Origin of the sequence: Streptomyces sp. NPDC001903 (assembly GCF_042891345.1) — a bacterium.
GTDB lineage: Bacteria > Actinomycetota > Actinomycetes > Streptomycetales > Streptomycetaceae > Streptomyces.
Map to the genome: position 1 here is coordinate 1 of NZ_JBIASZ010000023.1, position 11,919 is coordinate 11,919.

Annotated in this window: 9 protein-coding genes and 1 pseudogene; 5 read left to right on the plus strand and 5 right to left on the minus strand. The window is 72.6% G+C overall.

The features are described 5' to 3' along the window. Positions 1-91: 91 nt before the first annotated feature. Positions 92-883, minus strand: a complete 792-nt coding sequence (locus tag ACFYZS_RS35050; protein WP_389021862.1) for an aminotransferase class IV — start codon at positions 881-883, stop codon at positions 92-94. Positions 884-1,103: 220 nt separating this feature from the next. On the opposite strand from ACFYZS_RS35050, the gene ACFYZS_RS35055 reads away from it, so the two are divergent. Both ACFYZS_RS35055 and ACFYZS_RS35060 read left to right on the plus strand, forming a co-directional pair. Next, entirely contained in the window at positions 1,104-3,032 is a 1,929-nt protein-coding gene (locus ACFYZS_RS35055; protein WP_389021864.1) for an APC family permease, read from the plus strand. A gap of 41 nt (positions 3,033-3,073) precedes the next feature. Next, positions 3,074-4,172 (plus strand): annotated as a pseudogene (locus ACFYZS_RS35060) (HAD-IC family P-type ATPase). A gap of 188 nt (positions 4,173-4,360) precedes the next feature. Here the strand turns inward: ACFYZS_RS35060 and ACFYZS_RS35065 are convergent. The 4 genes from ACFYZS_RS35065 to ACFYZS_RS35080 form a co-directional block, all read right to left on the minus strand. Beyond that, positions 4,361-5,752, minus strand: coding sequence for a chloride channel protein (locus tag ACFYZS_RS35065; RefSeq protein ID WP_389021867.1), 1,392 nt, complete (start codon positions 5,750-5,752; stop codon positions 4,361-4,363). A gap of 58 nt (positions 5,753-5,810) precedes the next feature. Beyond that, a complete protein-coding gene (locus ACFYZS_RS35070; RefSeq protein ID WP_389021870.1) occupies positions 5,811-6,101 on the minus strand; it encodes an SHOCT domain-containing protein in 291 nt (96 codons plus the stop codon). A gap of 44 nt (positions 6,102-6,145) precedes the next feature. Beyond that, positions 6,146-6,616 carry a DUF6325 family protein gene (locus tag ACFYZS_RS35075; protein WP_389021873.1) on the minus strand — a complete coding sequence of 157 codons (471 nt, stop codon included), beginning with the start codon at positions 6,614-6,616 and terminating at the stop codon, positions 6,146-6,148. 179 nt (positions 6,617-6,795) lie between these two features. Beyond that, complete coding sequence (locus ACFYZS_RS35080; protein ID WP_389021876.1) at positions 6,796-7,488, minus strand: GAP family protein; 693 nt, start codon at positions 7,486-7,488, stop codon at positions 6,796-6,798. Between the two features lie 111 nt (positions 7,489-7,599). Here ACFYZS_RS35080 and ACFYZS_RS35085 point away from each other — a divergent pair, with 111 nt between their 5' ends. From ACFYZS_RS35085 to ACFYZS_RS35095, 3 genes are all read left to right on the plus strand, one after another. Beyond that, positions 7,600-8,649: a YhjD/YihY/BrkB family envelope integrity protein gene (locus tag ACFYZS_RS35085; protein WP_389021878.1), complete on the plus strand. Its 1,050-nt coding sequence runs from the start codon at positions 7,600-7,602 to the stop codon at positions 8,647-8,649. Positions 8,650-8,747: 98 nt separating this feature from the next. After that, the gene (locus ACFYZS_RS35090; RefSeq protein WP_389021881.1) at positions 8,748-10,169 is read left to right on the plus strand and encodes a DUF2252 domain-containing protein; all 1,422 of its coding nucleotides are present in this window, start codon (positions 8,748-8,750) and stop codon (positions 10,167-10,169) included. A gap of 99 nt (positions 10,170-10,268) precedes the next feature. Beyond that, positions 10,269-11,885, plus strand: a complete 1,617-nt coding sequence (locus tag ACFYZS_RS35095) for an MFS transporter (RefSeq protein ID WP_389021884.1) — start codon at positions 10,269-10,271, stop codon at positions 11,883-11,885. Positions 11,886-11,919 lie beyond the last annotated feature (34 nt).

Here is an 11,919-nt window from a genome sequence, read left to right on the forward strand (position 1 = left end):
GCCCGTGTACTGGACGTACTCGGGATTTCGCCCGGTGCGCCGAGAGCGCGTGCCGGGCGCCGCGGGGCAGGCGGGACTTTGCGGACACCCCCTAGAGGCGGTCCGGCGGTACGGCCGCGTAGGACTCCCGCAGTGCCCCGATCACCGGGTCGTCGGTGCGGAAGGCGATGTCGTCGACCGCCGCCAGCGCCCGTACGCCGAATCCCGTGCTCGTCGCGAACGCGGCCCGCATCGAGCGCAGCCGGGCGTCCGTCACCGGGGCCGTGACATGGCCGGACCCGGCGGTCCGCAGCAGCCGCATCGTCGTCCCCGCAAGGACCTCGGCCTCCGGCCAGACCACGGTCCCGGCCCCGTCCACGAAGCCGGCGTTCCACGTGCAGCCCTCGGAGACCAGCCCGTCCGGCCCGGTGAACAGCACGTCGTCGAAGCCGGCGAGCCGGGCCGCCCGCCGCAGCCGCAACTGCCCGAACAGCGCCACGTGCTTCACCGAGGGCGCGTCGCGCCGGAACGGGAGCCGCTGCACGCGCAGCGCGGGCAGCGGCCGGCCGGGGTCGCCGGCGGCGGGCCGGGTCGTCACCAGCACCCCCGGCCGCCCCGTGCGGTCGGGGGCCGTCAGCTCCAGCTCGGGGTCGAAGACCGTGACCCGCACCATGAGCGACCCCGGCCGCCCGCCCGCTTCCCTCCGTACGCATTCCCGGACCCACTCGGCGTCCAGCTCCGCCCCGAACACCTCACGGCAGTCCGCGACCAGCCGGGCGAGGTGCAGGGCCAGCCCCCGCACCCCGCCGTCCTCCACCCGCATGGTGGTGAAATGCCCGTAATTGGTCAGTGCGAGGGCCTGGAGGGCCGCGGGGGAGGCGGGGGAGCCGTTCAGCGTTGCCATATCCGCAGTCTGCACGTCGCGGGCCGGTGCCCCCGTCGGCCGCGACGGAACCGCGGCGGGGTTCCTCGGACCGGACCCCGTCGGGCGCCGCGCCCGCCGTCGTCAGGACGGCGTGAAGAGTCGGGCGGCGGACGTATGGAAGTCGCCAATACGGCTGGCGAGGCCGCATTCCGGCCCGGACGCTGTCCCTCGTCTTTGCTCAATCGGAGGGACCGGCAACATGGCCATGCACACAGGCGAGACCGACACGGCGACGAGGACCGTCCCCGGCGCCGAGGAGCCCCCCGACACCGGGGCGGGAGACCGGCACAAGCTCACCGCGCTGCAGGGGCTCGCCGCGCTTTCGCTCGATGCCATGGCCTCCGTCGCCTACGGGCCGGAGTCGATCGTCCTGGTGCTCGCGGCGGCCGGCGCGTACGGGATGGGGTTCACGCTCCCGGTCACCGTCGCGATCGCCGTGCTGCTGGCGGTGCTGGTGGCCTCGTACCGGCAGGTGATCGCGGCGTTCCCGGACGGCGGCGGCTCGTACGCCGTGGCCAAGCGGCACCTGGGCCGGCGTACGAGCCTGGTGGCCGCGGCCTCGCTGGTCCTGGACTACGTGCTGAACGTCGCCGTGTCGGTCACGGCCGGAGTCGCGGCGCTGACCTCGGCGTTCCCGGAGCTGTACGGGCAGCGGGTCTGGATGTGCCTGGGCATCCTGGTGCTGGTCACGGCCGTGAACCTGCGCGGCGTGGTCGACTCGGCGAAGGCCTTCCTGGCGCCGACCGCGGTGTTCGTCGGCTCGATCCTCGCCATGATCGCCGTCGGGCTGTTCCGGGACGGGCCCGTCAGCACGGCATCCGCCGACGGGCACGCCTCCGCGCTCGGTGGGGGCGCGACCACGGTGGGCGCGCTGCTCCTGCTCAAGGCCTTCGCGGCCGGCTGCTCCGCCCTGACGGGCGTCGAGGCCGTGGCCAACGCCGTACCGTCCTTCCGCGCCCCGGCCGCACGCCGCGCGCAGCGCACCGAGGTGGCGCTCGGGGCCCTGCTCGGCGTGATGCTGATCGGCCTGTCGGTGCTCATCGGCCGCTTCCACCTCCAGCCCGTCGAGGGCGTGACCGTCCTCGCGCAGCTCGCGGACGCCTCCTTCGGGCACGACATCGCCTTCTACGTGGTCCAGTTCGCCACGATGGTGCTGCTCGCGCTCGCCGCCAACACCTCCTTCGGCGGCCTGCCCGTCCTGATGAGCCTGCTGGCCCGCGACAACCACCTGCCCCACCTCTTCTCGCTCAAGGCCGACCGCCAGGTCCACCGCCACGGGGTACTGGCGCTGGCCGCCGTCTCCGCGGCCCTGCTGGTCCTCTCCGGCGGCGACACCAACACCCTCGTCCCGCTCTTCGCGATCGGCGTGTTCGTCGGCTTCACGATCTGCCAGGTCGCAATGGTCCGGCACTGGTACGGGGAACGCCCCGCGGGCTGGCGCAACAAGGCGGCCCTGAACGGCTTCGGCGCGGTCCTCACCGGTGTCGCGGCCGCCGTCGTGACCGCCACCAAGTTCACCGAGGGCGCCTGGATCGTCGTCCTCGCCCTCCCGCTGCTGGTCCTCGGCTTCGAGAAGATCCACCGCACCTACGCGCGGATCGGGGAGCGCCTGGAGCTCGGCCGGATACCGCAGCCCCCGACGAGGTCCCGCTCGCTGGTCGTCGTACCGGTCTCGGGGCTCTCGAAGCTGACCCGGCAGGCGCTGACCGCCGCCCGCTCGCTGGGCGACGAGGTGCTCGCCGTCACCGTCACCCACCCCGCACCGGAGGACCGGCGCGCGGCCGAGGCCCTGCGCCGCGACTGGGAGCTGTGGAACCCGGGCGTCGACCTCGTCGAAGTCGCCTCGCCCACCCGGGCGCTGGGCCGTCCCGTCTCCGGCTACGTACGCGAACTCGCCGCGGCCGACCCGGACTCGCAGGTCACCGTACTGATCCCGGAGACCGAGCCCGCGCACCTGTGGCAGCGGCTCCTGCAGAACCAGCGCGGCTCGGTCGTGGCGCACGCGGTGCGCCGCGACACGGATGCGGTGATCTGCAGACTGCGGTTCCGTATCGGCGACAACATCGGCGACGGCGACGGCGACGGCGACCTCGCGGCCCTCGGCAACGACGGGCGTGGAACCCGGTGACCCGACGCGCCCGCAGACACCAACGCCCCGGCCCCGCGGGCGTGCTGGAGTCCGAACAGCTCGCCGCCTCCGCGCGCGAGGCGGTCCGCAAGCTCCACCCGCGCGAACTCGTCCGCAAACCCGTGCTGTTCGTCGTCGCGTCGGCTCCGTGCTCACCACGCTCTCGGCTCTGCTGCACCCGTCGGTCTTCACCTGGGTCATCAGCATCTGGCTCTGGCTGACCGTGCTCTTCGCCAACCTCGCCGAAGCCGTCGCCGAAGGCCGCGGCCGCGCCCAGGCCGCGTCGCTGCGCAAGGCGCGTACGGACACCGTGGCGCTGCGGCTGCTGCACTGGACGTACGGGACGAACCTGCGCCACGCGCCGACCGAAGCCGTCACCCCGGCCGAACTCCAGCCCTTCGACTTCGTCCTGGTCGAGGCGGGCGAGACGGTCCCGGCCGACGGGGACGTCGTGGACGGCGCCGCCATGGTCGACGAGTCGGCCGTCACCGGCGAATCGGCGCCCGTGCTGCGCGAGTCGGGCGGCGACCGCTCCGGGGTCACGGGCGGTACGAGTACCTGGCCGAGGCGACGCCCGAGGACAAGATGGCCCTCATCAAGCGGGAGCAGGCGGGCGGCAAGCTGGTCGCGATGACCGGCGACGGCACCAACGACGCCCCGGCCCTCGCCCAGGCCGATGTCGGCGTGGCGATGAACACGGGCACCTCGGCCGCCAAGGAGGCCGGGAACATGGTGGACCTGGACTCCAACCCCACCAAGCTCATCGAGATCGTGGAGGTGGGCAAGCAGCTCCTCATCACACGCGGTGCTCTGACCACCTTCTCGATCACCAATGACGTCGCGAAGTACTTCGCGATCATCCCCGCCATGTTCGCGTCGGCCTACCCCGGACTCGGGGCGCTGAACGTCATGGGCCTGCAGAGCCCGACCTCCGCGATCACCTCCGCGACCATCTTCAACGCGCTGATCATCGTGGCGCTGATCCCGCTCGCGCTGCGCGGGGTCCGCTACCGGCCGGCGTCCGCACACGAGTTGCTGCGCCGCAACCTCGCCGTGTACGGGCTGGGCGGCCTCGTCCTGCCGTTCGTCGGCATCAAGCTCATCGACCTGGGGGTATCCGCGGTGCCCGGCCTCGGATGAGCCCCCGCCCCAGGCCAGGGGGTGTCGTCAAAGTCCCTTCTGGCCGGCGGGGTCTGGCACGCGCGCTCGCGGCGTTGTCGTCGGTCGACGACGCGAGCGTCGCCTCTCTCCTCCGCCTTGCGATCACACGCACCAGACCCCGCCGGCCCCGCCCTCACGGGCGGACGAAGCTACTTTGACGACACCCCCTAGGGGGCCGGCGCCGCGGGGTGGGGCAGGGGGCCGACGGGCGGGACCGGCGGGCTCGGCGGCAGCAGCTCGACGGTCACGAACGCCACGACGGCGGCGAGGATCGCCATCGGGATCATCTCGGTGCTGCCCAGTACGAGGACCACGAGCACCACGCTGCTGACCGGCAGCCGCATCGCGCTCACCGCGGCGGCGGCCATCCCGGCCGCCAGCGCGGCGCCGATGCCCAGGCCGGGCAGCGGCGCGCACAGGACGCCCGCCGCCGCGCCGAGGAACAGCGAGGGGAAGATGGGGCCGCCGCGCAGGCTGCCCAGGCACAGCGAGAAGGCGGCGCCCTTGCAGAGGAGGACGGCGATCAGCGCGCCCACGCCCCAGGCGTGCGGGTCGCCGGCCAGCTCGGCCATCGTGGCCTGGCCCGAGGAGGCCACCTCCGCGGGGGAGCGGCCGGTGCCCAGGGTGTAGGCGGCGGCGCAGACGCCGGCGGCGAGCGCGCAGAGAGCCGTGACGGTCAGGGGCCGTTCGGCGACCCGGGCGGCGACCATCCGCCCGCCGCGGAAGACCAGGTACACGCCGACGGCCAAGACCATGGCGAGGAGGATCGACCAGACCACGTCACCGACGTCCAGACGGGGGAAGTGCATCCCCGACCCCTTCAGTGACAGGTCGCCGGTCTTCAGCCCGGTCCAGCGGCCGAAACCGGTGAACACGAGCGAGCCGATGCCGCTCGACAGCAGGGCGGGCAGCATGACGGCGAACAGCTGGGGGCCGCCCACGCCCACGATCTCCATGATCAGCACCGCGGCGATCAGCGGATTGCCGAAGATGGTGGCGATCGCCGCGGCGGCTCCGGCCACGCCCAGCAGCATGGTGCTCGTCGGCGTCTCCGGTGTGCCCGTGAGGTGCCGCAGGGCGATCGCGAGCCCGCCGCCCAGCGCGATGAGCGGGGCCTCGGGGCCGAGCGTGGCGCCGAGCGGGAGGCTGAACACGGCTGCCAGGACCACGCCGGGCAGGGCCGCCGCTCCGGTGCCGCCCGGCTGCAGGCCGGCGGCGGGGATGTGCCCGCCCGCCCCGGGGAAGCGGGTGACGATCTGCCCGACGCAGATGCCCGACAGGAGCAGCAGCGGCAAGGGCCACCACCACGGCGGAGTGTCGTGGCCGAGGGCATGCGGGAGGTCCACCCAGACGAGGCTCTCCAGTTTCTGGAGCCCGGCGAGGAACCAGAACGCGGCGAGCGAGACCGGGATGCCCATGAGCCCGCAGAACACCAGCGTCTTGCGGTATCCGGGGGTCCGGAGCAGCTCGCCGATCTTCTGGGCCTCCGCGGGCCGCGACGGTGGCTGCGGACCCGGACCCGGACCCGTATTCGGACTCGGCTGCGTCGGCTGCGTCATGGGGCCGTTCCTTCCCGTCCCCCGTCCCTCACCGGTGAATCCGGTACAGGGTCCTCCGTCAGCCGAGGAGCCGGCGCTTCTGCTCGGCGAACTCCTCCTCGGTCAGCACTCCCTGCTCCTTGAGGGTGCTGAGCTGCTTGAGCTGGTCGATCTTGGTGCTCATGTCGTCGGCGGCAGGGGCCGCGGCCGGGGGCGGAGGCGGGGGAGGGGGCGGCGGCGCGGCCTCGGCCTGCGGCGCCTCTTGCTGGGCCCACCGGCCCGCCTGCCGCCGGGACACCCGGTTGGACACGGCGGTTGCGGTGCCGGCGACGACGGCCGTACGGGCGACTCCGCGAAGAAGTCCGGGCATGATGCTCATCTCCAGGGGTGCGGTGAAGCAGGTCTGCGGCCGTCTCACCCGTCGGAGGGCGGGGCCTCCATGGCGTCCAGCGACGCGAGCAGGGCCTGGACGGGAATGCGGCCGGCCGCCACGAGCTGGGCGCCTCCGCGCCGCAGTTCGCGGGCGAAGGGCGCCGCCCACAGGTTCTCGTACACGATGATCCCCGCCGAGTTGCCGGGTTCCAGAGCGACGCCGGCGTCGTCGATGTCGCTCTGGTCCAGCAGGCCGGACGAGGCTCCTTCGAAGACCGTCAGGTCGACCTCGTCGCCGAAGTCGCTCAATTCCACCGCGGTCACCGAGCCGTCGAGGTCCTTGCGGACGAAGACCAGGTCGAAGATGCGGATGATGCCGCGGTCGACGAGATCCACGAGCATGGGGAGGCCCTTGCCCGTCATCCGATTGCCCTGGAACTCGATCACGACGTAGTCCACGGGGCCCATGTCCTCGATGCCGCCGGTTCCGCGGGATTCCTCGGCCTCGCTCATGGCTGCTCCTGTCGGGCTGGGGGAGGGGGACGTCGCACCGGCCGCTCGGCCGCGGGCTCCGGGCTCCGGCACCGGTGGGCAGGAGCAGACGTCACCAAGGCCATTCCAGCACCGCCCACGCACCTTCGCATGTCTGAAGGCCGTGCGCCGAGGGAGCGGACGCAGGGCCGGCCGTCTGCTCAGCCGGTCAGTTGGTAGATGCTCTTGCCGGTCAGCCACAGGCCGATCACCAGGCAGATGACCACGATCGCCTGCTGCTGGTGGCCCTCCAGCCAGCTGCGCAGGCGCATCAACCGGTCGTGCGCGACCTCGGGTGCGAACACGATGTAGAGCTCGGCGGCCAGCAGGCTGGCGGTCGCGAGGAAACAGAAGCCGAACAGGGCCGCGAAGGTGGACGTGCGCGAGGTGTTCGCTTCGAGCACGGTCGTCGCGCCCGCCGCGACCAGGCCCCACGGCTGGACGAGCACGGCCAGCCCCGCGGCCGTCCAGAGCGAGCCCGAGTCCCGGCGGGAGGCCGCGCCGTCGGAGGATCCGGCTTGCACGTCCGGGCCGAGCGGGGTGGCGGAGCCGGTCGGGGCCGTGCCCGCCTTCATGAGGCGGCGGCGGTGGAGTCCGTAGAACACCAGTCCGATTCCGATGGCCAGTTTGAGCGTCAGCCCCGCGATGCCGGGCGGGGAGCGCGGCGGCGGTGGCTGCCCGTCCGTCAGCGCGAGTACGGCCGCGATCACCACGACCAGGCAGGCGAGCCAGGCCAGGATGAAGACGAGGCCCTTCCACACGCCCCTGGCGGACGACACCACGAGCGCGAACGCCATGATGGGCAGCGGGTCGACCGTGATGGCCAGCGCGATGAGCAGGAGGTCGACGACCATGGCGCCCCAATCGTGTGACGATCCACGACAGTACGCACGGGTCCGGAGCCCGACACCTTTTCGCGTCCGTTCGGTCGACGGGCGCGGGGCGCCCGGCCGGAGGCGTTCGAGATGCCGCTCCCGGCCGCGTCCCGCAACCTGGACGCACATGAAGGAGACCGCGATGACGACGACGTGCCCCCCGGCCCCGGCGCCGGCGACGAGCCGTCCGTCTCCCCCCGCGCCCGCTCCCGCCCCGGTGTGCTGATGGCCTCCGGCGGGAGCAAGCACGCCGTCCTGCGCTCCGAGTGGTGGCGATCGCGCTCGCGGCGGACGGCGGCCAAGGCCAGGCGGCTCCAGCGCCGGGCCGAGGCCCGGTTCCCGGTGATCACCCACGTCGCCGAGCGCATGGTGTCGGTGAACATCTTCGACTCCGCCACCCGGCTCGCCGCGCAGTGCTTCCTGACCGCCGTCCCCCTGGTCTTCGTCGTCGCCTCGGTCGCCCCGCAGCGCGTGCGGCAGCAGATGGCCGCATCGATCCGTGCGGTGTTCGGGCTCAACGGCGAAGCGAGCGATCAGCTGTCCGCCATCTTCCGCAGCACGGACACGGAGCTCCAGAACGCCGTGGGCGTGGTGGGCTCCCTGATGGTGTTGTTGTCCGCGACCGCCGTGAGCCGCGCCATGCAGCGGCTGTGCAAGCGCGCGTGGGAGATTCCGCGTGCCGGGGCGCGCATCGCGGTCTGGCGCTGGCTCGCGTGGATCGCCGTCTGGATCTGCCTGCTGGTCGTGCAGGAACCGGTGCGCAGCGGGTTCGGCGTCGGGCTCTGGCTGGGCGTCCCGCTGACCTTCGTCTTCCAGGCGGGGGTGTGGTGGTGGACCCAGCACATCCTGCTGGGCCGCCTCGTCGGTTGGATGCCGCTGCTGCCGGGCGCCCTGATCACGGCCGGCGCGATGACCGCCCTGTCGGTCACCGCCGGCTTCTACATGCCGCGCGCCCTCGACCGGGCGCTGAGCGAGTACGGTTCGGCCGGCTCCGTCTTCGTCCTGCTGTCCTGGCTGATCGTGCTGTGCGTGGCCGTCGCGGGCGGTGTCACCATGGGTGCCGTACTGGCGCAGGAGCCGTACCTCGCCCGGAGGCTGGGCAGTCCGCCGCCGAGCCGGGAGCGGGCCGAGCGGGGCTGAGCGCGGGTGCCGCGGCACCCGTCGGCGTCGTACGGCAGCGCCGTGCCAGGGGTGCCATGCTGGGCAGCAGGGGCCGTGCGGCCTGGAGGTCCACAGCGATGGCAAAGCGTGCAGCACAAGAGGAGAGCGGCGTGCAGCGGCTGTCCGTCGCGGAGCGGGTCGCCCGCGGCCGCGCCGCCCGGCGCCGGGCGCCCCGCTCCGGGAACGGGGAATTCGAGCCCTCCGCGCACCGGAAGGATCCGGTGGAACTGCTCGAAGGGCAGTCGGCCGGCCGGGTGACGGAGCTGGTGCCGATCCGCTACGGGCGGATGTCGGAATCCCCGTTCCGCTTCTACCGGGGCGCCGCCGCCGTCATGGCCGACGACCTGTCCCACACCGCGGACTCGGGTCTGCGGGTCCAACTGTGCGGCGATGCCCACATGTTGAACTTCGGACTCCTCGGCACCCCCGAGCGGAACCTGCTGTTCGACGTCAACGACTTCGACGAGACGCTGCCGGGACCGTGGGAGTGGGACGTCAAACGGCTGGCCGTGAGCCTGGCCGTCGCCGGGCGGGAGAACGGCTTCAGCGAGCGCGAGCGCGCCGTGATCGTCCAGTCCGCGGGCAAGTCCTACCGCGAGCAGATGCGCCGCTACGCCGCCATGCGCCACCTCGACGTCTGGTACGCGAGGGTCGACGCGGAACAGCTCCGGACGCTGGGTGAGGCCGAACTGCGCTCGCGCGGCCGCAAGCGGCTGGCCGAGGCATTGGACAAGGCGCGCGGGCGCGACAGCCTGCAGGCCGCCGGCAAGCTCACCGAGGTGGTGGCCGGGGAGCGCCGGTTCAGGTCGGTACCGCCCCTGGTCACGCCGCTCACGGAGCTGCTGCCGGACAACCAGCGCGACGAGCTGGAGGAGCAGATCCGCGACATGGTCGAGCAGTACGGCCAGACCCTCCCCTCGGACCGGCGCCACCTGCTGCGCCGGTTCACCGTCGTCGACGTGGCCCGCAAGGTGGTGGGCGTCGGCAGCGTGGGCACCCGGTGCTGGATCATCCTGCTCCTGGGCAGGGACGACGACGACCCGTTGATCCTCCAGGCCAAGGAGGCCGGAGAGTCGGTCCTCGCCCCGTACGTCGGCGCCGGCGAGCACTCCATGCAGGGCGAACGGGTGGTGGCCGGGCAGCGCCTGATGCAGGCGGCCAGCGACATCTTCCTCGGCTGGCACCGGACGACGGGCATCGACGGCCGCGAGCGGGACTTCTACGTACGGCAGTTGCGGGACTGGAAGGGGAGCATCGAATCGGAGTTCCTGGTGCCGCGGGGCATGCAGACGCTCGGCGACGTGTGCGCCTCCACCCTGGCCCGGGCGCACGCCCGGTCCGGCGACCGGATCGCCATCGCCGCCTATCTGGGCAGCGCGGACGTGTTCGACCAGGCGCTGGTGCGGTTCGCGGAGACCTACGCGGACCGCAACGAGCGCGACCACCAGGCCCTGCTGGACGCGGTCACCTCGGGCCGGCTGGCGGCGGAATCGGCGTGAACACCGGCGGGCGCCTTGAGCGCCCCGCCTCTGTGCCAGTCGGCTGACCTGCTCGGCGAGGCGACGCGTGGCTCGCGGTGACCGTGGGAGGCTCCGGTCATGACAGCCAAGGCACCCGAGGCCGGGAACGCGAAAGACGCGAGGCTCGTCCTGCTGACACTGGCGGCCGGGCAGTTCCTGATGGCCCTCGACAGCTCGGTCATGAACGTCTCGATCGCGACGGTGGCCGAGGACATCGGCACCACCGTGACCGGCATGCAGGGTGCGATCACGGCCTACACGCTGGTCATGGCGATGCTCATGATCGGCGGGGGCAAGGTCGGCGCGCTCATCGGCCGCAGACGGGCGTTCATGATCGGTTGTGTCGTCTACGGGTGCGGATCGTTCACCACGGCCATCGCCCCCAACCTGACGGTCCTGTTGCTCGGCTGGTCCTTCCTGGAAGGCGTGGGGGCGGCGCTGATCCTGCCGGCGATCGTGGCGCTGGTCGCCTCGAACTTCCCCGTGGCGCGGCGGCCGGCCGCCTACGGCCTGGTCGCGGCGGCGGCGGCGATCGCCATCGGAGTCGGGCCGCTCATCGGCGGCGTGGCGACCACGTTCTTCTCCTGGCGCTGGGTGTTCGCCGGCGAGGTCGTGGTCGTGCTCGTCATCCTGGTGCTCGCCCGCCGGGCTGCGGACGCGCCCCCCGACCACAAGCCGCGCATCGACTTCCTGGGCGCGGTCCTGTCCGCCCTGGGCATCGGACTGTTCGTCTTCGGCGTGCTGCGCACGAGCGAATGGGGCTGGTTCCGGCCCAAGGCCGGCGGACCGTCCTGGTTCGCCCTCTCACCCGTCGTCTGGCTGATCCTGGGCGGGCTGCTTCTCATCTGGCTCTTCTTCCGCTGGGAGACACACCTCGTCCGACGGGGTGCCGAACCGCTCGTGGACCCGGAGCTGCTGGGCAACCGGCAGCTCACCGGCGGCCTGACGATGTTCTTCTTCCAGTACCTCGTACAGATGGGCGTGTTCTTCGTCGTCCCGCTGTACCTGTCCGTCGCGCTGGGCCTGTCCGCCATCAAGACGGGCGTCCTGATCCTGCCCCTCTCCGTCTCCCTGCTGGCCGCCGCGATCGGGGTCCCCCGCTTCCGCCCGAACGCCTCACCGCGGCGCGTGGTGCGGACCGGGGTCCTCCTGATGCTCGTCGGCGCCCTCGTCCTGCTGGTCACCCTGGACGTGGAATCCGGCGCGGCCGTGGTCACCGTCCCCATGCTGCTGATCGGGCTGGGGATGGGCGCACTGGCCTCCCAGCTCGGGGCGGTCACCGTCTCGGCCGTCCCGGACGAGCAGAGCGCCGACGTCGGCGGAATCCAGAACACCGTCACGAACCTCGGGGCGTCGATCGGCACCGCGGTCGCCGGCTCGATCCTCATCACCATGCTGACCTCGTCGTTCCTCACCACCATCGAGCAGAACCCGGCGGTGCCGGCCGAGGTCACGAGCCAGGCGAACGTCCGACTCGCGGGCGGTGCCCCCTTCCTGTCGGACGCCCAGCTCACCACCGCCCTCGACGAGGCCGGCGTGGAATCGGAGGTGGCCCAGGCGGCACTCGACGCGAACGCCACCGCGCGGATCGACGGCCTGCGGGCGGCCCTCGCGATCCTGGCTCTGGCCGCCCTGACGGCGTTGTTCTTCACCCAGCGCATTCCCGGGACCCAGCCCGGGGCGGCGCGCCCCTGAGCCGTTCCTCCCAGGGGGTGTCTTCAAGACACCC

Bases quoted from the DNA above. Each gene is read 5' to 3' on its own strand.
- ACFYZS_RS35050 (WP_389021862.1), bottom strand. From the start codon at position 883: ATGGCAACGCTGAACGGCTCCCCCGCCTCCCCCGCGGCCCTCCAGGCC.
- ACFYZS_RS35055 (WP_389021864.1), top strand. From the start codon at position 1,104: ATGGCCATGCACACAGGCGAGACCGACACGGCGACGAGGACCGTCCCC.
- ACFYZS_RS35065 (WP_389021867.1), bottom strand. From the start codon at position 5,752: ATGACGCAGCCGACGCAGCCGAGTCCGAATACGGGTCCGGGTCCGGGT.
- ACFYZS_RS35070 (WP_389021870.1), bottom strand. From the start codon at position 6,101: ATGCCCGGACTTCTTCGCGGAGTCGCCCGTACGGCCGTCGTCGCCGGC.
- ACFYZS_RS35075 (WP_389021873.1), bottom strand. From the start codon at position 6,616: ATGAGCGAGGCCGAGGAATCCCGCGGAACCGGCGGCATCGAGGACATG.
- ACFYZS_RS35080 (WP_389021876.1), bottom strand. From the start codon at position 7,488: ATGGTCGTCGACCTCCTGCTCATCGCGCTGGCCATCACGGTCGACCCG.
- ACFYZS_RS35085 (WP_389021878.1), top strand. From the start codon at position 7,600: ATGCCGCTCCCGGCCGCGTCCCGCAACCTGGACGCACATGAAGGAGAC.
- ACFYZS_RS35090 (WP_389021881.1), top strand. From the start codon at position 8,748: ATGGCAAAGCGTGCAGCACAAGAGGAGAGCGGCGTGCAGCGGCTGTCC.
- ACFYZS_RS35095 (WP_389021884.1), top strand. From the start codon at position 10,269: ATGACAGCCAAGGCACCCGAGGCCGGGAACGCGAAAGACGCGAGGCTC.